The following is a 25867-nucleotide window of genomic DNA, read 5'->3' as shown; positions in this document are numbered from 1 at the left end:
ATATAATAAGCGCCTTTTTAACCTTAGTGTTTTACATGTATTTTAAATTTATTTAATAGATTGTTTTATATCGTGCATTAAGTGTTGAAGATTTCGCCTATGGGGAAACAATAAAAATGCAGCAGTGGCTAAGCAAAAAGCTTTAAACTTATAACCTATTTCTCGGTAGTATTCGCTATAACATTCGAGCATTCTGGCTTTGGCTTTAAACCGAGAAACCACGCCAATATCGTTTTTACAGCGATCTATTATTATTTGCATCGCAGTTAAACGGTTTTGTCTGTTGGCAGTAATAGAGCCTGCTCTCATTAAATAGCCCATTGATACCTGGTTAGAAAAAGCCACATTACCAATACGTGCAAGCTTAAGCCAACAATCCCAATCGCTTGCGCTATTGAGTGATTTATCAAACTTACCTACATAACAAATGGCTGATTTTTTCACCACAACAGACGAGGTACCTATAACGTTTGCAAACAGCAGTAAATCCATTGGTGATTTAAGGTTTTGGTAACCCTCAGTGTTCCAATTAATAAATTTTGTAAACTCAGGCCAATAGGAAAAACAATCAATAATGGGTTCGTACTGCTCATTAACATGCATGTAATTGGTAAAGCTCAGCACACAATCACGATTATTTTGCATGTAGGTAACCTGGTTAAATAATTTATCTTCAGTCCAGTAATCGTCAGCATCTAAAAAAGCAATGTAGTCGCCTTTGGCAAGTTCAATGGCTTTATTTCTGACACTAACAACCCCGCAGTTTTGCTGCTTTATAACACGCATATTAGGAAGTGATTGTTGTAATTTATTTAACCATTCAACGCTTCCATCAGTTGACCCATCATCAATAATAAGTATTTCACACTCAATATTATGCTGCCTAACAACACTTGAAATAGCCTTAGCCAAATACTGCTTACAGTTAAAGTTAGGAATAATAACGCTTACCTGAATACTCATAGTACTCACCTTTTGTGTTTTTCATTAACGTTAACTACGCAAGATAAGCGCCAACCATTAATAGGCATTTGCGGGCTGTTTTTTGTTTTATGATTTGCAAATTGCGATAAGCCTTCGCAAATTGACTTTTTATAGGGGGTTTTTAGCGTTTTTTGTCGGGCACAGATTTTGCGATGTAACCAGTAAGTTTATTAGGAGTTTTAACTATGAAACATATTGGTATCGTTGTACCTAGCTTTCACATACCTTCAGAAACGTTTGTTGTAACTGAAATTAACGCGCTGGTGAATGCAGGGCATAGAGTGACCGTACTGACGTTTGAAAATTTAAATTACTGTGTTCATTTAAATAAAAATGTGCAGGTGATTGTTATTAAAAAATCAACACCATCGGCAGTTAACACACTACTCAAAAGCCCACTAATGGCAGTAAAAGGCGGTGTTATTGCAAGTCGTTTTAAGTCTATTTCGGTCATGTCTTTAATGGGCTATGGGTTAAATATTGCTGAAATTATTCGTACAAAAAAAATCTCTCATATTCATTGTCATTTTATGCATGCACCACTGGCTTACTCCATTATTGCTAGCAAAATAGCAGGCGTGAGTGTGTCATCTATTGGCCACGGTCACGATGTTTATGTGAACGATGATGATTTAAAGCTTAAATTATCGCTGTGCGATTTTTCGGTTGCTGTATGTAAAGACATGGCTGTAAAACTGAGTAAATACAGCGAAGGAAAAATACAGCTACTGCATTGTGGTATTGATTTGAGCTTGTTTAATAATAAACCAAGTCGATTAACAGAATCGGTTAACCTTATTTTTGTTGGTCGGTTAATTGAAAAAAAGGGATTGCAATTTTTACTTCCGGCAATCAAAAAAATTAGCAAAAAACATTCAATTACATTGGATATAGTAGGCGATGGTCCTCTACTAAATGACCTAAAATATTTTTGCGAACAGCTAGGAATTATGAATGAGGTCAACTTTTTAGGCTCAAAAAGTCCACAGTGGTTAGCAATAAACACCAGCAATTATTCGGCTTTAATTGCGCCGTTTTGCGTGTCTAAAAATGGCGATCGCGACACGGGGCCGGTTGTACTTAAAGAAGCCATGGCTAGCGGTATCCCTGTTTTAACTACTGAGCTAATGGGTGCAAAAGAAATTGTAAATGACGATGTTGGCGCTAAATGTGCGCCTTCAAGCATTACTGGTATTGAGCAAATGCTTAATGACTTTTGTGCACTAACGCCTTACCAGCGCTACGAAAAAGGGCTAAATGCAAAAAGGTTAGCGACAAAACGCTTTAATGCAAATTCGCAAGCCAAAAAGTTATCTCATTGGGTTCAAGGGATATAGGTGTTGCTATGAATGGGATTAAGCAAATTGCATACTTTGGTATATCCACTTTATTTCTTAAAGTATTAGGGTTTGCTTTATTACCTATAACTACGCGTATTTTAAGCCAGGCAGAATTTGGTGAGCTAAATTTTTTGGTGTCTATTTCGGCGGTTATGTCGTTGTTATTGTGCTTAGGTTTACCCGATTTATTGTTTAAGCAACAAATGAACAACCCACAACATAAACGTGCATTATTCAGAGATGCATTATTAGTGTGTGCCATTGTTAGTAGTGTATTTGTGTGCTTGGTTTTTTACTGTATTGATTATTTAAGCGCGTTATTACCGGTAACGCTAAATGCACTAGATATTAAACTGTTAGCTATTAACTTAGCGCTTTCATCTCTACTTTCTATTTTATTTTGTTATTTTAGATATTACGAAATGGCAAAACAATTTTGTATTTTGGCTGTGCTTCAAGGTATGGGGCAAACACTTCTAACCGTTGTTTTACTTTACTCAGGCCATGGTGTTACTGGGGTAATGGCATCGGGTGTGGTGTCGAGCGCTTTAGTATTATGTATTGCTATCGTTTTGGTATTGAAGCCGCTGGGTATCAGCTTTAAACGTGTTTCATGGAAAATAAGTTATAAAAACGGACTTTTTTTAATCAGTATTGTTACCTCGTCTTTATTTGTGTATGCAAATAATGGGGCCGAAAACTGGTTTATAGTTGCCACTGAGGGCAAAGAAAAACTGGCTCAATATTATGTCGCTTTACAGTTTGCCGTTATGACCTCGTTCGCTTTTGAACCTATTAGAATGTGGTGGTTCTCACGTCGTTTTGATGAATTGGCTAAAAACCGAGAACGTTATGTCGAGCTGTGCACGCTGTGTTTAGATTCGGCCATTTTACTATGCGCGTTTATGCTTATCATCACCCCGTCTATTTTTAGTTTAGTGTTACCACAAAATTATCAGTTGCATACTTGGTTGTTACCAAGCCTTATTTTTATTGTGGTTATTAAGCACCATAGTGATTTACTCAATATAGGGTGTTACATCCATTACAATGGTGCGTTTGTTACTGTGGTTAATGCAGTTAGCGCATTCGCTGTGCTGGCTTTGTTAGCCGTTTTAGTTCCTCGGTATAACGTATACGGCGTAGTGGTTGCACTTTGCATTGCGCAGTTAATTAAAACCAGTTTACTTATTGTTATTAGCCAACAATTAGAAAGTTTAACGTTTAGTGTTACGCGTTTGCTGCCCAGCTGGGTGTGTTTTTCTTTAATATACTTTTTAAGCATTACACAAACTGCCTATTTTGAGCTTATTCAATGCATTGTTTTTATCTGCTTTTTAATTGCTTTGTTTTATAAATACAAACCCGCAATTTTAGCACTGACCCAGCAAACAATGCGGGGTAAAGTGTATGATTAGTTGGTATAAAAAATATTGTTTGATGATCAACGGGTTATTTGTAATGACATTAACATTAATGCTTTACATGCGCTTTGGTCCCATTGCAGCCTTTGCTTTATTATTATTACCTTTTGCAGGGTTTTTAGCCGTTAAAATAAGCACGGTATTTATTATTCTTTTTATACTGTTTAGCTACTTTAGGCTACATGAAGTCTTTGTTGTATTAATGCCCCTTAAAATTCCTAAAATGTTGGCCTTAGCTTCATTACTGGCTATTGCATGGCATTTATTCATTTCAAAATCGTTAAAACCTCACTGGAGCTCAACACACTTAGTGTTTGTAATTTGGTTTGTTTGGCTCACCGTTTGCGTATTTAGTGCCTCCAATAAAGGTATGGCCATAGAGTATTGGACTGGTGTGCTAGTGAAGGTTTTCATTATGGTATTTGCCATTAGCTGGTGGTTAACCCGATTTTCGCATTTTAGTTTAGTACGAATGGGCATAATGATTTCGGGTATTTCGGTGGCGTTGGTTGCACTAAGTAACAAAATGAATGGTATTGGCTTGGTTGAGGGCACGCGAGTCACTATTTCTCGAGAGTACCGCTCGCAATTAGGAGACCCTAACGATCTATCGTTAGTGTTGATGTTTCCGGTGTCTTTTTTGGCAGCAGAGCTGTTTGATAAAGGTGCGAATAAATATCGTCGTTTATTTGCAGCCGTAGGGTTGTTGTTAGCTATTTCTGGTGTGATAGCCACACAAAGCCGAGGCGGCTTATTGGGTATTGCTGCTATTTTAAGTTTCTTTTTATATCAAAAAGTAAAAAATCCTTTAGTAGTCGGGCTGTGTGCAGCTGTTGCCATGCTTGCAATGATGGTGTTTGCAGGCATTGGTGATAGGCAAAGTGGAGGCGCAGCAGAAGACGGGGTTGATGCGTCTGCAATGGGTCGAATATATGCATGGCAAGCGGCAATTAATATGGCGCTTTCTAATCCGCTAACGGGTGTGGGAGTCGATAACTTTTACGTAAATTATTATTTTTACAGTCCGCATTGGGATGGCAAGAATCATGCAGTACACAGTACATGGTTTCAGGTATTAGGCGAAACAGGCTTTGTAGGTATAGGTATATTTGTATTATTAATTGCCAGTATATATCGCAGCTTATCACGCGTGTATTGCATCAATGCGCTTAACCATAACGACCAAGTTGCAGTTAATGCAAATGCATTAAAAGCAGGTTTAATAGGCTTTATGGTTGCAGGTACTTTCCTAACACAAGCTTTTACTTGGCCGCTTTACATTATTTTAGCGCTAACAATCGCACTCGAAAAAATCACTGTTGAGAGCAATAAGGAATAAAACTATGATCATACACGTTAAACATTGGCTTAAATGTAGCCCTCATCCTTTTGCAAAATCACTTTTTCAATTTGCAAAAACGATTCGCAATCCACAAATGATTGTTATCCCGTTTTTTCATTCATCGCTTTATTTTGTTCATCAATTTTTAAAACAATTTATACACGAATTTTTACGTATCACTTATTTTACGCCCCTTTTCAAAAGCCAAATTAAAGGCAGTAAAAAGCAGCTTTATTTATATTCAGGTATGCCGCAAGTGCTGGGTGAGCTTAATGTTGTGTGTAAAGACAACGTGAGAATGTCGGGTATTTCTACCTTTTGCGGGCGGGTAGGAGGGCAAACAACACCCACTTTAACCATTGGTAACAATGTTGATATTGGTTGGCAAAATGCGTTTTCGGTAGGACGTACTATAACCCTTGAAGACGACGTTAGGTTAGCAGGGCGTGTATTTTTAGCGGGTTTTCCAGGGCACCCGATTGATTCTGAGCGCAGAGCCCAGGGTCAAAGTGATGATGAAAACCAAATTGGCGATATTATTATAAAGCGCGGGGCATGGCTTGGCACCGGAGTAACCGTGCTTGGTGGCGTTACCATAGGTGAAGGGGCGATTATTGGCGCAGGTAGTGTTGTGACTAAAAACATACCCGCCTTTAGTATTGCTGCGGGCAATCCAGCAAAAGTAGTTAAATACATAAAGGAATCATAATATGAGATTTGTTGTTTTTGCAGAGGATTGGGCAAGCCACCCGAGCAGCACACAGCACTTATTTGCTGAACTGGCTAAAAATCATGAAGTACATTGGGTTAATTCAATTGGTATGCGAAAGCCAAGCCTTAAATTAAACGATTTAAAACGTGTGTTTAATAAATTAAAACAATTATTTAGCGAATCAACTAGCGCAACGATTGAAACGCCAGAAGCATTGCATGTTTACAAGCTCCCCGTATTGCCTTGGCATGACAACGCATTAGTAAAACGTTTCAATAAGTGGGTGTATTCTCAATACTTTAAAAATATTGATGATGAGCCTGTTACTTACTGGTTAAGCGTGCCCACAGCCGAATATTTAATTACAAAACAAAAACGCGATAGGTTAATTTATTACTGCGGTGACGATTTTAGTGCATTGGCCGGCGTTGATGCGTCACTTGTTGCCCCTTGTGAAAATAGCTTGATACGAAACGCCGATTTAATTTATGTCATTAGCGCGTTTTTAATGAACAAAATGCCTAACCACAAAACAAAAATGTTAAGCCATGGTGTTAGTTACGATTTGTTCACCTCAAAAAGTGAAATTGCACCAGAGATAAGCCACTTAAATGGTCCGATTATTGGTTTCTATGGCAGTATTAATGCCTGGTTAGATATTGCATTACTCACTGCGTTAGTCGCGCAGCGACCCAGTTATCAGTTAGTGCTTGTTGGCGATATTGTGGGGCCTACAGCGCAGTTGCTGCAATTTAAAAATGTAACGCACATTCCTGCAATTGAGCATGCTCGGTTAGCGAGTTTTTCCACACATTGGAACGTGTCTGTTTTACCGTTTGTTAATAACGAGCAAATTAGAGCATGTGACCCATTAAAGCTTAAAGAATATTTAGCGGCAGGTAAGCCTATTGTTGCTACCGATTTTCCCGCAGTAAAACAATATAAAACTGAAATTTTTATTGGCAAAACGCATGATCAATTTATTAATAAAATTGATGAAGCCGTTAGTTTAAACACCATTGAGCGCAACACCCTAAAATTATCGCAACAACAATTAGCAAAGAGCCACAGTTGGGAGTCAAAAGCGCTAAAAGTGCAACAAGACTTATCTATTTTAAATCACGCTGTGTAGCGTGATTTTTTAAACCAAAACCCTCTAACATGTCATTTAATTAGGTCTTTGAGAGCTGAGTCTCAAAAGCGTGATCCCCGCTAATAAACTGATTATTTTTATTAAATTCACAACAGTTGGCGCACCCTGTGCAACACCTTATGTATAGCGCGATATTTGCAGTTTAAATTATTAATTTGCAAACAAACGCCACATTTCGCATAGCAATATGCAAATTGATAGGTAGGGATTATGTTAGTTAGAGAGCAAATAAAACGATTACTTTACTTAACCTTGTACGCTGTATACACACGTGCAAAATTATTTGTGATCCCACTTTTAGTGGTGCCTTTTGTCATTATATTGCTCACAGTGACTGCACAAAAAAAATATATAAATCATGCCACTATTTTAATAGAGGAGTCAGCATTACTTAACCCGTATCTTGATGATTTATCTTTTTCATTTGATTTATCTAATCGGATGGCAGCACTTCGTACACTCGTTATAAGCAGGAAGGTACTTATTGCAGTAGCAAAAGAAACGCAATTAGTGCCAGAAAATGCGACGCCTGCGCAAATAGAAAAAATTCACCAAGAGTTATCTCAGGCATTGTCTTTGTCGTTGGTAGGGGATGAGCTGGTACGGGTTAATTTTATATGGCATGAGCAAAGTAAAATGAAACTGGTGCTTGAAAAAGTAGTCGAGAAGTTTATAGAACGTTTACTTGCGCCCACCCGAGCATCGCTTGATAGCTCTGAGCAGTTTTTTTATCAGCAGCTGAACAGCATTCGTGATGAGCTTGAATTATCTGAAGAGGCACTTGCTGCCTTTAAATCAACAAACAGCAATACCTTGCCGGCTGTGCTGCACAGTAACCGTCAAACGTTTGATAAATTACTGAGCGATCAACAACAAAAAACAATTGTACTGTCGGGTACGCAAGCAAAATTAAAAGCACTGGCTACTAAAATGGGCCAAGCAAACCCAATTTTAGGGCGCATTGAAGAAAAAATTATTGTTGCGGAGTCAGAGTTAAGCTTTTTAAAAACACGATATACCGAAAAACACAGTAAGGTTATTTCAAAAAAACGAGAGCTACAAAGTATACGTAATCGCCAGCAATCACTATTAGAGAGCGCAGAAGACTTAGACCCCACCAATATTGAACAGCTATGGCAAATGGCAAACACACTGCCTAGTGGTAAAGACAATGAAAGCAGTGTTTTGGTTTCGCAAATTCTAAAATTAGAAGAGGCCAAAAATGAAGTAGCTCAACACCAACAAGAGTACGACATGCTAGAGCAACAAGTAAAACTCGTTGGTGAAAGGCTATTAGTAACCAGTGATGTAGAAAAGCAGTTAAGAAAACTAGAGCGAGATTACGATGTTAAACAATCGCTTTATAAAGATATGTTAAGCCGTTATGAAATGGCAAAAGTGACAGGCAAATTGGTTAAGTACGAAGGGCCAGATAAAGTAAAAACCATTGAACGCGCATACAGTCCAACGCAGCCAATTAACACGTCGTTAGTCGCATCCATTATTGTGGGTCTTGTTTTAGGTGTGTTTACAAGTAGCACAATTGTGTTTGTAGCGACCTTATTTGACAGCCACTTAAAAGATATTCAAACCATAGAAAAACTATCTTCTTTAGAGGTAGTTACCATTTTACCAATTGTTAAAAATACACCTGTAGATTTGGTGTTTAGCTCAGCGATTAACTCTATTGAACAGGGGAAATAATATGAACGTTTTACATCTAGTTCAGCACTTTAAAATAGGTGGCCTTGAAAAAATGGCCGTCACGCTAATGCAAAAAAGCCAATTTGCAGACTCAAGTGTGGTTGTATCACTTGAAGGAACGTTGGGCGAGGCTGTTGAAGGTTGGCCACAATTAGCATCGTTTGAAGGGCGGATAATTTGTCTAAATAAGCCTGCAAAGTTTGATATGAATACGGTAAGCAAACTTACCGAGGTTATTAAAAAGTTCAATATTGATGTAATACACAGCCATCACATAGGGCCAATGCTTTATGCAAGTATGGCATGTATACGCAATAGACGAGTTAAGCATGTATCGACTATTCATGACGCCTGGTATTTAAAAAGTTTTAAGCAGCGTTTAATTACTAAAGTGCTTAACAAATTGACAAAAATTAGTTGGGTTGCTGATGCACAGGTAGTCGCTAACGATTTTTATAACGAAACAGCTATTAAAACCGATAAAACAATACTCAATGGTATCGATTTTAAACAATTTGTTTGCGGGGATGAACCAAACGCCCGTAAAGAACTGCACTTACCGCAAGATATTAACTTAATTGGCTGTTCAGCACGGCTAGAGCCAGGTAAAGGGCACTTTGCATTATTAAGAATTCTTAATTCATTGCCCATTTATACAGAACTTGTATTTGCTGGTAGCGGTAGTTTACATACTGAATTGCTGGATTATGCCACTAAGCTTGGCATTAAAGATCGCGTTCATTTTTTAGGTAATGTAAAAAATATGCCGCTATTTTATTCAGCAATTAATGTGATGTGTCTGTATTCGCAGCGTGAAGGGTTACCGCTATCTATTTTGGAATCAATGGCGTGCGGAAAAAGCATTGTTGCCACCGATGTAGGCGGAATTAAGGAGGTACTAACCAGCGAGCAAGGTGTACTCGTAAAGCCTGGCGATGAGGTTGGGCTCAAAAAAGCGCTGATTGAAGCCATTTATATAAAACATGGAGAGTGTATTCGTCAGCACGTATTTTCAATCGCAAGTGCTACAAAAATGAGTGCAGAGTACGACCACTTTTACAAAGGTATTACATCGTGAGGAAAATATAATGACTTATTTATTAATAATATTAGCGGTGTTAATTGCGTTAGTTATATACCACCACGTGGGCTATGTAGCACTTTTAAAGTTATTTAGTCATGGTAAGCGTAAGCGATTAATTAGTGCAAAGAATACCAAAGCAACCACCCATTTTGGTATTTTGATTTGTGCCTACAATGAGCAAGATCACATTAAAGAAAAGTTACATAATTTGGGCGCCATGCTTTACAGCACAGATATGTATGCGATTCATGTATACCTTGATGGTTGTACAGACAAAACATACGAAGAGGCGATGCTTGCCCAGGCTCATTTAGCAACACAACACGTTGAGTGCCATTTGCACTTTAATAAGCATAATTGTGGCAAAGCACATGGTATTAACGAATTAATTAAGCTAACCAAAACGAATTACGATGTTTTATTGTTTACTGATGTAAGCGCGTTATTAAGTATTGATGTACTGACTAATATTGATGCTGATTTTAAAGATAAAAAAATTAATGTTATTACCGGGGTGTATGTTTTAGACGAGCAAGCCACACAAGAGCAAAAGCACTACTGGCAATATCAAAACAACGTTAAAAGTATGGAGTCATCTTTAGGGGCGGTAATTGGTGTGCCAGGTGCGATGTTTGCTATTCGTTCACAGTACACAGATTTGCTGGATGAAAGTGCCATTAACGATGACTTTATTTTATCAATGAACGCATTAAAAAATGGCGGTAAAGCAATTGTAGATAAAAACATTAATATTGTTGAAAGAGAGTGTGATGAACAAAGTCACGACTATGCAAGACGCGTAAGGTTAGGCGCGGGTAATTGGCAGCAAATAAAGGTGCTGTTAACGCTTTTTAACCCTAAGTTGGGCTGGGTGAGTTTTAACTTTATTTCGCACAAAGTACTACGGGGTATTATGCCGTTGTTGCTGGCTTTAATTTATGTTTTGGTTTTTTCAATGGCGCTGTTTTCAAATGTTATGCTGGCAAAGTTAGGCTGTGGGGCTATTGTGTTACTTCATGGTATTGAACTGACTAAAAAGGTTTTTAATATCACGACGAAAATACCCGTTGTAGATAAGGTTAACTATATTCTTAATGCCTATTTTTTAGCGTTATGGGGCATTATTAAATATGAAAAAGGCGATTACAAAAGCCACTGGCAGCGGGTGCATACAGGCAAGAGCCAACAAAACGGTACCATTAAGTGTGTTAAACGCGGTATTGATATAATTGGTTCCGCTTTAGGTTTAATTGTGTTGTCGCCTGTTATGTTATTGGTTGCACTAACAATAAAACTAACTTCACGCGGGCCGGTGTTATTTAATCAGCTAAGAGTGGGTGAGAGCAGCGACAGTTTTGTTGCACTGTTTAATGTGCTTAAATTTCGATCTATGGTTGTCGATGCTGAAGTAAAAAGCGGTGCAGTATGGGCATCAAAGGACGATCCTAGAATAACGCCAGTGGGTAGGTTTATTCGTAAAACACGGCTAGATGAATTACCGCAGCTGTGGAATGTGTTAGTAGGGGATATGTCACTGATTGGGCCGCGCCCAGAACGCCCCGTATTTTATTCAAAACTAGAAAAAGATATTCCTTATTTTTCACAACGCACTTATGGCATAAAACCCGGCATTTCAGGGCTTGCACAAGTAATGAATGGTTACGATGAAAGCATTGATGATGCAAGAAACAAAATAGGCTGGGATTATGCCTATATGCTAAGTACGTCATCACCTCGCAGCTGGTGTTACATGGAATTGACCATACTATTTAAAACCCTTGTTGTTATTTTTACTGGTAAAGGCCAGTAATCATGCATTGCATAATGCAATAGGATGTTTCAGTCTTAATTGCATTATGCTCTAACTTCCCTTTCAACTATGTACCCTTCATTAAAACCTATTAATTATCAGTAGCTTAAAGTTGGTTCGTTTCTTGTATTAGTAATAGAGAACTTTACTCATTAATAGGTAACTACCATGACTAATTTAGCCAATTCACAAGAACAAACCGTAATTTCGCTTCCTGCTGATTTTTCAGGCTTTACCGTTGACGGATTTAAAGATGAATTTGAAGGGTTGGTGGGAACAGACACTAATTTTATTATTTTAGACTTTTCAAAAACAGAGTTTATAGATTCGTCTGGTATTGGCGCAATTGTATTTTTATACAAACGAATTGAAAAGAAAAACCATCAACTTTCTTTACTTAATGTGACGGGTCAGCCTTTCAAGTTAATGAACTTGTTAAGAGTAGATAAAACAATTCCATTTATTGATTCAATCTAACAGTTTAAGGAGAGGGATATGAAAGCACACATTTTTATTATCATTACTTTATTTTTAAGTGGGTGTGCTTCTTGGCCTGATGAAGGACAAGGAGGTTGGGCAGAAAAGTACCAAAGCTACCCGTTAGATGATGAGCAAAAAGATTTAAATTATACACAGCCCGAAGAGGTGGTTCGTAGTGAATTTGAGCATTTAGTGCTAAAGCTTGAGCTGTTAAAGTCTCAAGACATTAAAGCCTGTATGCCTGCACAATTGTTAAAAGCACAAATATACGAAAACCGTATTCGCAGACTTATTGCAGCTCAAATGTGGGAAGATGCAGAACACGACTTACTTATTCATTATCATGGGCTTAACCAGTTAACGCAGCATTTTGATACTGTACAGCAGTTAACTCAATGTGCGGTGGTTAAAGAAGATAAACCTGCTTTATTTAGCGTTAAAAAGCAAATTACCGATTTACTCAATAGTGATAATCAATTTGCGTTCAAGGCGTTTGAGATCACACCTAAATACGCAGTCAGGCTTGCACAAGCAGCTGATTTAGTAAAAGAGCTTGAAAGTATTTCTATATTGCTAGTCGGTCATACCGACTCGATGGGAGAAATGGCCAGCAACTATGAACTTGCTTTAAAACGCGCTGAAACGGTTAAGCATTGGTTAGTGGTTTATGGTGTGCCAGTGCAAAGTATTACAACGCTTACTCAGGGCAGCTTAAAACCTTACAGCGATGAGCCACAAACCGACTCAGTGCGTCATTCAGACCGCCGTGTAGAGGCCATAGTACTTGACGCTAACACCAATAATTTACAGGACAATAAAGCTAAATCGTTAGTGAGTTGGACCAAAATTATTAAAAGTAAGCAGGAGTAAGTTATGAGATATTTATTAACAATCGCATTATTACTTTTTTCGTTTCATGCTTTCTCAGCTACTAACGCTGATGACGATACGGTGCAGGTAGGCAATAAATTATTTTTGTATATTCCTGGAGAAGTCGATTTTGATAAAACCTTTGAAGTTGACAATAAAGGGCAAATTAATTTGCCCGAGGTTGGGCAATTTGTTGTAGCTAACAAAACTATATCACAAGTTGAGCTAGAGCTTACTCCAGTGTTAGGTGGCTTATTTGTAGCAATGGATGACTTTTATGTAGAGATACGTAGCAGAGATATTTTTATTAATGTTATGGGGTACGTTAATACGCCATCGCAAGTGAGTATTCCTGCAGATGGTAATATCCAAATGGTGATTTCGAAAGCAGACGGTTTAAGGCCAGGTGCTCAGTTAGATAGATTGCAAATAAGACGTGGCGAAGAAATTATTGAGTTTGATTACAAAGCGTATCTAGATTCTGGCAATATTAGCTTATTACCTGCGCTTAAAAGCCAAGATACCGTATTTGTGCCCGTTTCACCGTTACTGGGTAATGTACAAATAGACTTTGATGCCCAAACACTCAGTGCAACTGGAGATGCCAACGACGGTAATGCGGTCACTATTTTAGGCGAAGTACATAACCCGGGAAGTTTTTCATACAAAGAAGAAATGACTATTTTAGATGCGCTTATGCGCGCTGAAGGGGTTACGCGTTATGCAGATGTTACTAAAATTAGGGTGATTGTAGATAAATCGCCGGTTATTTTTGATTTAAAAGCGTATTTAGATAAACCATCAGGTAGCACTATGCAGTTATTGCAGCCGGGTTCGACAGTATATGTGCCTATTATGGTTGATGATGTAAACACGACTTCTCGTACCGTTTATATTATGGGTGAGGTTCAAAAACCAGGTGCTTATGAAGCGGCAGACAGTACCAACTTTTTGGATATTTTAGCGAATGCTGGTGGCCCAACTCGATTTGCTGAAACCCGCCATATAAAAATATTAACACCAGAAGGGGAAAGCATTTTATTTGATTTACAAGGCTACAGTGAAGGCATGGTAACCACAAAAGTGCCCGACTTAAACCCGGGCGATGTTATTTTTGTTCCAGAAAAAACAGACGTCAATGAAAAAAGCTGGCTTAAAATTCCGACCAAACGCGCCATTAAAATAATTGGTGCCATTACTTCTCCGGGCAGGTATGAGTGGAGTAATGAAATGGACTTTACCGATTTATTAGCACACGCAGGCGGACCTACCAAAGGCGCTAATATCAACGATATAAAAATACTTAGAAACGGTGATGTAACCCAGCGTTTCGACCTTGAAAAATACACCATAACAGACGGTGAAACACCATTGCCAAACCTAGTGGCCGGAGACACTGTCATTGTAGAGGAACTCCCAGTTGACCCTGCTGATAATAAGTCGCAGTGGATACGCCAAGAGTCAAGTAAGTCTATTTATATTATGGGGCAGGTTGGTTCACCTGGTCGCTATTCGTTCAACGAAAACATGCATTTTATCGATATTTTAGCGGCTGCTGATGGCCCAACAGGGACTGCAGATATTCGTAATATTAGAGTAACTCACAGAAACGGTAATAGAGCTAAAGTGAGTAAGTTAGATTTAGCGATGTACTTTGAAACCGGTGACGAAACATTATTTCCTGATGTATTACCAGGAGACACTATTTTTGTTCCAGAAAAAAATAAAGACTGGCTACGCACACCTAAAGAACGCGTAGTACGCATTATGGGGGCGGTGCAAAAGCCCGGTAGATATAACTTTGACGACACAATGAGCATTTTAGATGTATTAGCTGAGGCCGGCGGCCCTTCAAACTCTGCACTCATTGATAAAATAGTTGTGGTTAATCATTCTTGTTGTAAAGAGCAATCAAGAGTGTTTGATTTAGAAGCCTTTATTAAATCGCCAAACTCAGCAAATATTCCAGTCCTAAGAGCAGGGGATACCTTATATGTTCCTGATAAAGGGCAAGATTTACTAAGCCAGTTTAAAGAAAATTTCCTGGATGTAATTACCATACTTGCGTTAGTGGTGGGCTTATGAAATTAATACCAAGTCAATATCATGAGTTAGAAGTGATATGTAATACCATGATTGATAACGATGCGCGATGCGTTACATTTATATCTTTATGTGGGGCTGAGGGGGCATCTACCGCATGTGTGAGCGTTGCAAAACGCTTACAAAGCCAAAATAAGTCGGTGCTTATCATTGATTTAAACCCAATTAATACATTTAACTCAGACGATAAGTTACCCGATACGTGCAGCCCGTGGCGCTTTGATGATATTTCGTGCCAATTAGGTGTTACAAATTACCAAGAGGTAAATTTGCTTACAATTAAGCATTTAGCGGCTATTGAGCCTGCTAAAAACAAGCATGTATTAAATGACGCGATTGCTCGCTTAAAACAAGAGTATGACTATATTTTAATAGATATGTCGCCGGCATTAAAACTAAACAGAAACAATGTACCGCTTCATTCACTAAGTTTGTGCAGTGAATTAACCTTTGTAGCCGTGGCACTTGGTGTAAATGACGAGGAGTCATTATGCAAAGGTATAAAAGAGCTAAAGCAAGCTGGTCATAGCAATATTAAATTACTAATAAGCCAACATAACTTTGCTCCGCTGGGGGAACGTATTATTAGTGTTTTAAATAAGCATAAAAACAAATGGCCTAAATTATGTAACAACCTTAAGTCGAAAATTAATAAACAAAGGTGGTTGTTTGAGCACCACTAAGGGCAATATGGATATTTTATTTGAAAGACGTTTTGAATTGCTTTGGCCAACGCTTAGCGAGATCAGATTGGTTCTTAAACATGTTTTAAGAGCACTTAACGTAAAAAAAGATGAAGTAGATGCTGCGGGTTTAGTTGCAACTGAATATTTAACTAATTTGATAAGGCACAACGAGGGATCAGAACAGCATATTTTTTTGCGCATAAGCCAAGCGGATAACGATGGTTATACACTCACATTTATTGATGAGCTTACGCCTTACAATTTATTTGAAAAAAATAACTCTCAGTGGAATCTAGGCTCAGGTACTCTGGTTGAAGGTGGTATGGGAGTTGAACTAATTCGCCACTACTTCAAAGAGGCAGAGTACGTATCAGATAAAGGTAAAAACTATTTTACTTTCCCACTAGAGCACATAGATAAACGACCCACCGTTATATACGTTGACGATGATGTTACCCAGCTCGCACTTATGAGCGCCTATTTAAAAGATCACTTTCAAGTTGTTCCTTGCGAAAGTATTGAAGCCGGCTGGCAAGCAATTTTAACTGCCGATGCACGAATATTGCTGCTTGACCACAAGCTAAAAAATGGAACGTGTGAGCCACTTTTAGAAAAGCTCAACCAGTCAAATTTAAAGTCACAGTTATCGGTTGTTATGCTAACAGGTGACGATAGCGAAGAAGTAATAAGTAAAATTAATCGGTTAGGTGTAGATGACTATTTAATTAAGCCAGTTAAAAAAAATAAATTGCTGCAAAGCATTGAACGAGTAACACACCGTTTTGCTTACTTATCGTATCAAACAACATTTGAATCTACACCGTCTAAAATTCATTTACAAAATGATAAAAGCGCGCACCTTTTTGGGTCTATTAGCTTGGGAAACGGTGGTGACTTTTTTATGCCCATTAACGATGAGTGCAGTGCATTTGTGCTTGGCGATATGATGGGGCATGGTTTGCAAGCGCTTAAAGAAAGTTTTGCAATTAAAGGGTTCATAAGTGGTTTTTTGGCCACCGGTTTGCCTTATCAAAATATGTTAGCGGCGCTTAATAACGCTTTGTATAAGCAGCAACTTTGTAAGTCTAGTTTAGTCACGCTTGTTATTTGTTTTATTGAAGACAATAAATTATTTTGGTTAAATGCCGGGCACCCGCCGCCAGTTGTAATACTCAATAATGGCAAAGTACACCAATTAACAGGCACAGGACCACTGTTGGGCCTGTCAAAAGAGCATAACTACACACTATACGAAGCAGGGCTTGACGATGTTGAACATATTTTGTTGTACACCGATGGCTGGACTGAAAATCGTTTCACCGATAAAGATGAGATAGGTGAACTAACTAAAATTATTCCTCAAGATTGTAAAACGTCTGAAGAGTTTGCACATTGCTTGTGGAAAAACTCACAAGTTACCCTTTCTAAAGAAATTGACGACGCCTCATTAATTATAATTAACTGAGTTTGCATTACTTGACACTTTATAGCTATATTAAAGGCATATATTCTATCTGTTTGAATTCATGGCAACTTGCCAACTGAGACGACTTTATGCCACCTACAGTTCTAATCGTTGAAGATACGCAGTCTTTAGCAATGATGTACCAATCCTACTTATTACCAACGGGTGTTAATACACTTGTGGCAAGTGATGGCCAAACGGCCATGGATATAATAAATAAGGTTCACCCCGATTTAATTGTACTTGATGTTATGCTGCCTGATATGAATGGGCTTGATATTTTAGCGACATTAGAACCCGATAACTCGCCTCAAGTGGTTGTATTAACTGGTCATGCAACAAAAGAAATGGCTATTCAGGCAATAAAGCTAGGTGCAAGTGACTTTTTAGAAAAGCCAATAGAAGCAGACCGCTTCAGAATAACGGTTAACAACGCGCTTAAAATTAAAAATTTAAAGCAAACCGTTACACAATATAAAAATAAATACGAAAACGGAAAATACTTTGATTTGATTGGCAGCTCAAAGCAAATGCAGTCTGTTTATCAAATTATAAGTTCGGCGTCTGCCAGTAAGGCCACTGTTTTTATAACAGGTGAAAGTGGCACGGGTAAAGAGTTGTGCGCACGGGCTGTGCATCAAGCGTCTAATAGAGCGAATAAGCCCTTTGTCGCCTTAAATTGTGCAGCAATACCAAAGGATTTAATTGAAAGTGAAATTTTTGGGCATTTAAAAGGGGCGTTTACTGGCGCCATTGCTAATAGAGTCGGTGCTGCAGGGCAGGCTAACGGCGGGACGCTGTTTTTAGATGAATTGTGTGAGATGGACATAAATTTGCAAAGTAAACTTCTGCGATTTATTCAAACAGGGAGCTACCAGCAAGTGGGTAGTGAAAAAGAAGTAAAAGTTGATGTTAGATTTGTTTGTGCAACTAATAAAGACCCGCTTATTGAAGTTGAAAACGGCCGTTTTAGAGAAGATTTATATTACCGACTCCATGTTATTCCTATCGAGCTGCCACCTCTAAGAGCGCGCGGAACAGATATTATTGAAATTGCCGAAGCCTTATTTGTAAAATTAGCTTTAGAAGAAAATCATCCTTATAAAAGTATTTCAGAAGGCGTAAAACAGTTGCTTATGCAGTACAGTTGGCCAGGCAATGTAAGGCAGCTCGAAAATGTGATCCGTAATGTATTGGTACTTCATCCTGAACAATATATTGATACGGATATGATCCCCGCATTACCGGTCAGTACAAAAACGCAGGCGCAACACACGCCAATTATTACTGAGCAGCCAGTAAGTACTGAAACCCCCGCCTTTGATATGGCAACATCACAAAGCGAAGTTAAACCCCTATGGCTTGCAGAAAAAGAATACATTGAGCACGTTATAAAAATATGTGTTTCGAATGTGCCTAAAGCCGCATCACTGCTCGATGTAAGCCCATCGACACTTTACAGAAAAATTAAAAGCTGGGAAGAGCTCGAGTAACTTTATGTACCTGTGTAAGCTTTTTGCAAGATCAAAAATTGTTGTTTTCCCGAAAATCGCTCCTCAAGGATTTTATACGCGTTATTGATAATGTTTTTAGTCTGTTCTTCAGGAAGTAAAAGCAGCTTTTCGACCTGATATTGGCAGTGCTGTGCATTTGCCTCCAACATTAAAAAACCTGTTTCATCGTGTTTGATAATGCTAGGAATGGCACCAACAGCACTGCTAATTATAAACTTTTGCTCAGAAATAGCCTCAAGCAATGCCATGGGAAGTCCTTCTTCCCTAGAGCAAATGAGCAACACATCAATTTTGCTCCATATATCATTACGTTCAACAAGGCCATGATACTGCAGATTGTGTAAGTTCGGTACCTCACCTTTTAGTGGGCCATCTCCAAAAATATGAAACTTAATGTCTAAATCTTGCTGCATGTTTTCAGCTAATCTACAAAATATATCTGGTCCTTTTTCAAAAGATAGTCGCCCCACAAAACCAATATTTAAGGTTTTATTATCACACCGATTAAAGTGAATGCTAGAAGAGTTTATTGCGATGAAGTTTTCGAGCAAAGTGGCGTTTTTTAATGATGCTTTTATTTGCTCTGATACGGCAAAATTGGTCGATAATGGAGAAAGTAATTTATCTAGCTTATTGTAAATTTTTAACTTACCGGTACCCGCTTCGCCAGCATGATAGGTACTAATGCAGCGATGCTTTGTTACTATACATGCTAAACGGCCAAATATTCCTGCTTTGTAGCCGTGGGTGTGAACAACCGTTTTTGAGTCAAACGTTTTTAACTTTTTAAGTAAGCTGCTTAAGTTTCCTTTTAAAAATTCATACCTTATATTTTCTTTATTAAGCAGAGCATAAAATGCTTGATTTTTATGATCCTCATAAAACATAATGTTATTACTAATGCGGTTTTGAGTAAGAAGCTTTGACAGTTCAACGAGGTGTGTTTCTATACCACCGAGCATCGAAGAGTCGACAAATAAAACAACGTTGTAATCCATAACTGACCCCAAAAGATATATATGATTAATTACTCAACAATTGAACAGCTCAAAAGTGATGTAGGCAACGAGTTAGCAGTAGAGCTGCTAAAAACGTTTATAAACGAATCTAAAAAAACAATTGATATTTTGATCAATACACAAAACCTCAGTGAAATTGAAATTAGCGCGCATAGTCTTAAAAGCAGCGCGTACAGTTTTGGCGCTTCGGGTCTTGGAGACACGTGTAATTCAATCGAGTCCATTGTAAAAATTGAGCATAGCGCTGAGGAGCTCAACAGTTTGTTAAAAATAGCTGATGAGCAAAGCGCAGAGACGTTTAAACAGCTAGAATCCATTATCCAAAATATTTAAAAATGATTACTCAATTGAATGGGCATTTTTAGTAATCCAGAAAACACATTGTTTAGCTCATCTGTGTCATGCAAATGAGCTCTGTTCTTAATGATGTTTTTGCTGCCCTGTAATATTTCTTCAATTGCAGAAGGCGGAATGCTCAAGTCGTACAACTTAAATCCTAGTTGCTCTGCAAGCCAATCCACACCAGCGATTTGGGTGTTTTTCATTACGCTTTTTTCTTCTATTGAGTTTTCAATAAAAATACGACACGCCGATGTTTTTTGAATAGCTGCTGCTATATCATTAACTAAAAATGCGGGTAAAATACTTGTGATAATGCTGCCTGGGCCAATAATAATTAAGTCGGCTTCTAAAATGGCGTTTACACAGCCCGGACCTGCAGGAACATTTTTTGATAGTGATACACTTTTAGGTAAAGAAGTCAGTGAATCAATTTCACATTCGCCCATTATTTTTTCATTGTTATTTAATTCAGCAACAAGGTCAGTGGGTACTTCTGTCATGGGTAAAACGGTTTCTGTATTGCCAAGCATAATATTAAAATGCGCAATGGCTTTGGTTGCAGATCCGGTCAGCTCCATTAAACCAAGTAGTGTTAAATTACCTAAACAATGATCAGCAAGTTGCCCTTGTGTAAATCTATGTTCATAAATTGCGTTGAACGTAGATTTTTTACCTGCAAGCTGCAAACAGCAACGGCGTATATCTCCAAGCGCAATGGTTTCTTGTGAAGCTCTAATTTTACCTGTGCTACCACCATTGTCTGTGGTTGCGACAATAGCGGTTATATTACTACTCATTGGCTTAATTGCGCTTAAAACCTGAGCTAATCCGTGTCCGCCACCAATACACACTATTTTCATTTTTGAGCCTTTGTATTTTTATTTATTTCAAATGTAAGCTGCATTTATTATTCCAAAAGTTTTATAGCAATTAACATGATGATTTATATTGTTTTTTAATCTATATTTAATTGAGCAAAGCCCGTTTAAAATTTCTCTTTTGCAAAACGCGATGCATATTGATGAGGAAAATGAGTGTGAATAAAACAGAACATCTGTGTGTATCTGAATTACAAAAACATTTAATAGATTTAGCTAATTGTGAGTACGGCGCTGATTTGTTGAATCTGTTGAGATCGGTATTTGAGTCAAGGCTTAAATATACTGACTGTATAATCATCAATAGGTACAAATATAGGTATTACGAGACAATAGCGACCACTAATGACCAGTTTAGTAATAAAATGTGGTCTGAGTGTTCTTTGTTTACACAAACAGCTGAGCACGGTTATGTTATATGCCAATACCCTCAACAAATTGAAGAGCTTGAATTTTCGATTTTATATTCAATTCAAACATTAAAACTAAAAAATTCTTTATTGTTTAGTGTGAACACACAATTTGATAAAGGCATATTTATTTTTACAAATGTAGATGCACAGCAGTGCGAACAACTTGTTAATTCAGACACAATAAAAATATTGTTGCAGCAGGCGTTTTTTACGTCAATAAGTCAAATTAAGTTAGCTAAACAAACGAACAAAGCTTTATCGCTTATACATAAATTTACGACACTCTCTAGCCTATTTAAAGAGTATGGGTCAGAGTGGTTTTGGCGATTAAACCCGCTAATGGTATTTGAAAGTATTAATAATATTGAAACTATAGGGAATGTGTACGATCAGCTTTTTATTGGTCATAAAATTGAACACATCATTACAGATAATGAAAAGCAAAATACAGAAAAATGGCAGCAATTTAACCAGCTAATTGATGACCGTAACGATTTTCATAATTTTGAATTTGAGATTGAAGCCGATAAAAATTTTTGGGTCATATTAAGCGGTAAACCTCTTTATAATAAGTTAGGACACTTTTTGGGTTACATGGGGCTTGCAAAAAATATTAATATTTCTAAACAGCGCGAGTTTGAACTTCAGGCACAAACCTTAAGGGCAGAAGAAGCAAGCCAAACAAAATCTAAATTTTTGAGTGTGATGTCTCATGAAATTAGAACACCTATTCATGCCGTTATGGGTATGATTGAGTTACTACTTGATACAGAGCTTAGCCCCGAGCAACAGCAACTTGTTAATTATGCTAACTCTAGCACTGAGATCTTATACGGTCTGATAACTGATGTGCTCGATTTTTCAAAAATCGAATCAGGCACGGTTTCATGTCTAAAAAAACCATTTGATATAAAGCTACTAACTGAAAATATAGTAGGGCAGTTTAATATTATTGAAAAGTCAGATGATATTCTTTTTACAACGCACATTGACGAAAGCATCCCACAATACGTTGTTGGAGATCAGTACCGATTAGGACAAGTATTATTTAACATAATGAGTAACGCGTTTAAGTACACAACACATGGTCAAATAAATTTAAATGTAGTTTTACAAAATGAGCAGCTCGTTTTTGAAGTGAAAGACTCGGGTATTGGTATAGCTAAAAAGCATTTAGATTTAATTTTTAAGCCATTTAGCCAAGTGAATGACAGTATAAACCGCAAAAGTGAAGGGGTTGGCTTAGGGTTAAGTATTTCAAAAAATTTATTGGGCATAATGGGAGGAGAAATAACAGTAGATACCCAGCTTGGCTTAGGTAGTACGTTTACTATTTCTATTCCATTTGAAGAGGCCCACACAAGCGATATTGTTGATAATGTAATTTATACACAATCGGCACTGGTTATTTTAGTCGCTGAGGATAACAAAACAAATCAAGTCCTTATTAAGGCGTATTTAGAAAAGCTAAATCATAAAGTTACGCTTGCTAATCATGGGCGTGAAGCGATTGACTTATTTTCGCGTAAAAAGTTTGATTTAGTATTAATGGATATCATGATGCCTGAAATGGATGGTTTAACAGCAGCAGAATATATAAGAGATGAATTAGTCAGCGATGTACCAATTTACGCATTAACCGCTAATGCAGAAAAAGATAATAAAGCATCCTGTTTTAAGGTGGGAATGAATAAGGTGCTTACTAAACCAATTAAATTTCAAGAACTCGAAGCTGCTTTAAAAGGGGTCTTTCCACGTTGAAATAACGTAATTGATGTGTAGACACTATAAAAAATAGAACTTAGGATAAGTTAAATTTTATAGTTTAAGATGATTTGTATTTTTAGCTTTAGCCCAACCCACTATTTAATTATTAACTTGCTGTTTGCTAATAAATTTATAAGGAATATTATGTTTTTTGCCTTTTTCAGAGTTTTTATTTCAGCCCTTGTTATACCAGTTATACTCATCTTAACTACAACCAAAAGCTATGGGGTAGGATTTGAAACGTTGCCTAAAAAACAATTTAATGTCCTTTTATTCACCAAAAACGAAGGGTGGCATCATAAGTCTAAAACTAACGCCGTTAAAGCAATTGAAGGTTTAGCTAACAAACATCATTTTAATTTAGTTTGGCACGAAGAAAGTCATTATTTTAATGACAAATATTTAGCTAATGTTGATGTCGTGATCTTTTTACTAACCACGGGAGATATTTTAAACACTCAAGAGCAAAAAGCATTTGAGCGATTTATAAAATCTGGAAAGGGGTTTGTTGGAGTTCATAGTGCGTCTGATACTGAGTACGATTGGCCGTGGTATCAAAGGTTAGTAGGGCGCTCTTTTAGTATTCACCCAGTTATTCAAACTGCAGTTTTAAGTAAAGTGGCTAATACTAGCTTTATTGGTTTAAATCATATGCCACAGCAAATGTTATGGACTGACGAATGGTACGAATTTGGTCCAGAGCTGAGTAAATTAAACTATTTACTAACGGTAGATGAGCAAAGTTATAATCCACATGTTGACTGGGGCAATAATAAAATAGGTAAAGGTATGGGGGCGTTTCATCCAATTTCGTGGTACCAAAACTATGACGGTGGCCGCTCATTTTATACGGCTCTTGGGCATACAAGCGCGGTTTATAACAGTGAGTTTTTGACCGAACATATTTTTGGTGGCATATACTGGGCTGCAACTGGGAAAGGCTTAAATAAGAAGTAATTATCTCACGTTTGAAAGTTTGATGAGCTTCTTTGGCTGTTTATCCTTACAGCAGTTTGATTATTGCTTTAGTTTGGTGAAGTTAAATGTCTATGCGGTTTTTATTTATTAGCTTATAAACATTAAACGATGATTTATGCTCTCACTCAATGCTTTGCTGCCGCCTGATAACGTACATATCTGTTCATGGGCTATTTTCAGTATTTTATAACCAAAGCTCCTTGTTAAAATCTAAAGTAATCTATAGCAAAAAACCTCAACGTTACTGTGTGTATTTTGGTGATTTTGTAATTGTGCATTTATAATAACGTAATTTTTTAGATTATATGAACAACCAAAATTTAATTTTTATCAACAGGTTAGGGTTTTTTGAGGCTGAAAAACGCCCGTCTCAATAACTATTGTGAACATTTCTGATCTGTGTGATTGGTTCTTAATAAAGTTTGCCTCGGTTTTAAAACCGAGGCTATGTCATTATAGGTAACGGTTAACAATATTCTCAAGCAGTTCTTGGCGTCCTGATACCTGCTCTGGGTTTATATTTTGTCCATGTACTAAGGCTGAAAGGCTCTCAAGTGATTGCTCACCATTTAGAATGCTTTGACCTAGCTCTTCTTTCCAGCCAGCGTAACGTTTTTCAACAAAGTCAGACAGCTCGCCACCTTCAATCATTGCTGCTGCATTGAGTAATGCTTTAGCCATTGTATCCATACCGCCAATGTGACCAATGAATAAGTCATCGCGTTCACATGATTGACGACGAAGCTTAGTATCAAAGTTAAAGCCACCTGTTGTAAAACCACCGTTCTTTAAGATTTCATAAACGATAAGTGTGCACTCGGCTACATCGTTAGGGAATTGGTCTGTATCCCATCCGTTTTGCATATCGCCACGGTTAGCATCAATACTACCCATAATGCCTTCTGCACAAGCAACCGCAATTTCGTGATGAAAGCTATGACCCGCAAGTGTTGCGTGGTTCGCTTCAATGTTTACTTTAATTTCGTTTTGTAAGCCATGCTTATGTAAAAAGCCTGCCACTGTTGCTGTATCGTAATCGTACTGGTGTTTAGTTGGCTCTTGTGGTTTTGGCTCAATTAATAATGTGCCTTTAAAGCCAATTTTTTTCTTATGCTCTACCACCATTTTTAAAAAGCGTGCGTACTGTTCGCTTTCTTGTGCAAGGTCTGTATTTAGTAGTGTATCGTAACCTTCACGGCCGCCCCAAAGTACGTAGTTTTCACCGCCTAAACGATGTGTAATTTCCATTGCATGTTTAACTTGCGCTGCTGCATATGCATACGTATTAGGATTAGGGTTTGTTGCACCCCCTGCACAAAAACGTTTGTTTGAGAATAAGTTAGCAGTACCCCAAAGTAATTTTACACCTGTACGCTGCATTTCTTTTTCGATAATGTTTGCTATGTGCGTTACGTTATCGTGACTTTCTTGAAGTGTTTTACCTTCAGGGGCAATATCAACATCATGAAAACAAAAGTAAGGAACGCCTAGCTTTTCGAAAAACTCAAAAGCTACTTTTACTTTTTGTTCCGCAAGTTCTAATTGGTTGCCGACAGGTTGGATCCAAGGACGGTCGAATGTACCTTCACCAAAAATATCAAACCCTGTAGAACAAAAGTTATGCCAGTAACACGCTGCAAAACGAAGGTGCTCTTTCATTGTTTTACCAAGAACGACTTTATTTTCGTCGTAGTAACGAAATGCAAATGGGTTTTTAGAGTTTTCACCCTCAAATTTAATTTTTTCTACGTTTTTAAAAAATTGCTCATTCATGATGTGCTCCATTAATTTTATAATCG

At 37.6% G+C, this 25867-nt stretch carries 21 protein-coding genes; 17 read left to right on the top strand and 4 right to left on the bottom strand.

The features are described from left to right. Positions 1–48: 48 nt before the first annotated feature. Positions 49–963, bottom strand: a complete 915-nt coding sequence (locus R0J88_RS05085) for a glycosyltransferase family 2 protein (RefSeq protein ID WP_410899294.1) — start codon at positions 961–963, stop codon at positions 49–51. 206 nt (positions 964–1169) lie between these two features. Between R0J88_RS05085 and R0J88_RS05080 the strand changes: the two genes are divergently transcribed. The 14 genes from R0J88_RS05080 to R0J88_RS05015 all read left to right on the top strand — a co-directional run bounded on the left by R0J88_RS05080 (position 1170) and on the right by R0J88_RS05015 (position 18650). Continuing rightward, a complete protein-coding gene (locus R0J88_RS05080; RefSeq protein WP_410899293.1) occupies positions 1170–2321 on the top strand; it encodes a glycosyltransferase in 1152 nt (383 codons plus the stop codon). An 8-nt stretch (positions 2322–2329) separates the two neighbouring features. Then, positions 2330–3742 carry a lipopolysaccharide biosynthesis protein gene (locus R0J88_RS05075; protein WP_410899292.1) on the top strand — a complete coding sequence of 471 codons (1413 nt, stop codon included), beginning with the start codon at positions 2330–2332 and terminating at the stop codon, positions 3740–3742. After that, a complete protein-coding gene (locus R0J88_RS05070) occupies positions 3735–5087 on the top strand; it encodes an O-antigen ligase family protein (RefSeq protein WP_248519716.1) in 1353 nt (450 codons plus the stop codon). The genes R0J88_RS05075 and R0J88_RS05070 overlap by 8 nt, the downstream gene beginning before the upstream one ends. A gap of 4 nt (positions 5088–5091) precedes the next feature. After that, complete coding sequence (locus R0J88_RS05065; RefSeq protein WP_410899291.1) at positions 5092–5799, top strand: acyltransferase; 708 nt, start codon at positions 5092–5094, stop codon at positions 5797–5799. Position 5800: 1 nt separating this feature from the next. Next, positions 5801–6934 (top strand): glycosyltransferase, encoded by a 1134-nt coding sequence (locus tag R0J88_RS05060; RefSeq protein WP_410899290.1) that lies wholly within the window; start codon positions 5801–5803, stop codon positions 6932–6934. A gap of 231 nt (positions 6935–7165) precedes the next feature. Then, entirely contained in the window at positions 7166–8659 is a 1494-nt protein-coding gene (locus tag R0J88_RS05055; RefSeq protein ID WP_410899289.1) for a GumC family protein, read from the top strand. 1 nt (position 8660) lies between these two features. Beyond that, entirely contained in the window at positions 8661–9737 is a 1077-nt protein-coding gene (locus tag R0J88_RS05050) for a glycosyltransferase (protein ID WP_410899288.1), read from the top strand. Between the two features lie 10 nt (positions 9738–9747). Beyond that, on the top strand, positions 9748–11553 hold the full coding sequence (locus R0J88_RS05045) for a sugar transferase (RefSeq protein WP_410899287.1): 1806 nt from the start codon (positions 9748–9750) through the stop codon (positions 11551–11553). Positions 11554–11721: 168 nt separating this feature from the next. After that, positions 11722–12030: an STAS domain-containing protein gene (locus R0J88_RS05040; protein WP_006792900.1), complete on the top strand. Its 309-nt coding sequence runs from the start codon at positions 11722–11724 to the stop codon at positions 12028–12030. Between the two features lie 18 nt (positions 12031–12048). After that, complete coding sequence (locus R0J88_RS05035; RefSeq protein ID WP_410899286.1) at positions 12049–12903, top strand: OmpA family protein; 855 nt, start codon at positions 12049–12051, stop codon at positions 12901–12903. Positions 12904–12906: 3 nt separating this feature from the next. Then, the gene (locus R0J88_RS05030) at positions 12907–14988 is read left to right on the top strand and encodes an SLBB domain-containing protein (protein WP_410899285.1); all 2082 of its coding nucleotides are present in this window, start codon (positions 12907–12909) and stop codon (positions 14986–14988) included. Continuing rightward, on the top strand, positions 14985–15689 hold the full coding sequence (locus tag R0J88_RS05025; RefSeq protein WP_058428779.1) for an AAA family ATPase: 705 nt from the start codon (positions 14985–14987) through the stop codon (positions 15687–15689). Before R0J88_RS05030 ends, R0J88_RS05025 begins: the two co-directional genes overlap by 4 nt. A 7-nt stretch (positions 15690–15696) precedes the next feature. Then, positions 15697–17157, top strand: a complete 1461-nt coding sequence (locus R0J88_RS05020) for a SpoIIE family protein phosphatase (protein WP_410899373.1) — start codon at positions 15697–15699, stop codon at positions 17155–17157. Positions 17158–17246: 89 nt separating this feature from the next. Then, positions 17247–18650 (top strand): sigma-54-dependent transcriptional regulator, encoded by a 1404-nt coding sequence (locus R0J88_RS05015; RefSeq protein ID WP_305472839.1) that lies wholly within the window; start codon positions 17247–17249, stop codon positions 18648–18650. Positions 18651–18652: 2 nt separating this feature from the next. Here R0J88_RS05015 and R0J88_RS05010 read toward each other — a convergent pair whose 3' ends face one another. Beyond that, positions 18653–19669 carry a glycosyltransferase family 4 protein gene (locus R0J88_RS05010; protein ID WP_410899284.1) on the bottom strand — a complete coding sequence of 339 codons (1017 nt, stop codon included), beginning with the start codon at positions 19667–19669 and terminating at the stop codon, positions 18653–18655. A gap of 21 nt (positions 19670–19690) precedes the next feature. Between R0J88_RS05010 and R0J88_RS05005 the strand changes: the two genes are divergently transcribed. Beyond that, the gene (locus tag R0J88_RS05005) at positions 19691–20023 is read left to right on the top strand and encodes an Hpt domain-containing protein (RefSeq protein WP_010556352.1); all 333 of its coding nucleotides are present in this window, start codon (positions 19691–19693) and stop codon (positions 20021–20023) included. On the opposite strand, the gene R0J88_RS05000 is transcribed toward R0J88_RS05005, so the two are convergent. Beyond that, the gene (locus tag R0J88_RS05000; RefSeq protein WP_305472841.1) at positions 20020–20892 is read right to left on the bottom strand and encodes a uridine diphosphate-N-acetylglucosamine-binding protein YvcK; all 873 of its coding nucleotides are present in this window, start codon (positions 20890–20892) and stop codon (positions 20020–20022) included. The two genes, R0J88_RS05005 and R0J88_RS05000, sit on opposite strands and share 4 nt — an antisense overlap. A gap of 176 nt (positions 20893–21068) precedes the next feature. On the opposite strand from R0J88_RS05000, the gene R0J88_RS04995 reads away from it, so the two are divergent. Next, positions 21069–23084 carry a response regulator gene (locus tag R0J88_RS04995; protein WP_410899283.1) on the top strand — a complete coding sequence of 672 codons (2016 nt, stop codon included), beginning with the start codon at positions 21069–21071 and terminating at the stop codon, positions 23082–23084. A gap of 150 nt (positions 23085–23234) precedes the next feature. Then, positions 23235–24047 (top strand): ThuA domain-containing protein, encoded by an 813-nt coding sequence (locus R0J88_RS04990; RefSeq protein ID WP_410899281.1) that lies wholly within the window; start codon positions 23235–23237, stop codon positions 24045–24047. A gap of 474 nt (positions 24048–24521) precedes the next feature. On the opposite strand, the gene xylA is transcribed toward R0J88_RS04990, so the two are convergent. Then, positions 24522–25841 carry a xylose isomerase gene (gene xylA / locus R0J88_RS04985; protein ID WP_410899280.1) on the bottom strand — a complete coding sequence of 440 codons (1320 nt, stop codon included), beginning with the start codon at positions 25839–25841 and terminating at the stop codon, positions 24522–24524. Between the last annotated feature and the right edge of the window lie 26 nt (positions 25842–25867).

Source organism: Pseudoalteromonas sp. SIMBA_162, from assembly GCF_046535955.1.
GTDB lineage: Bacteria > Pseudomonadota > Gammaproteobacteria > Enterobacterales > Alteromonadaceae > Pseudoalteromonas > Pseudoalteromonas marina.
This window is presented reverse-complemented; position numbering and strand designations above follow the sequence as displayed.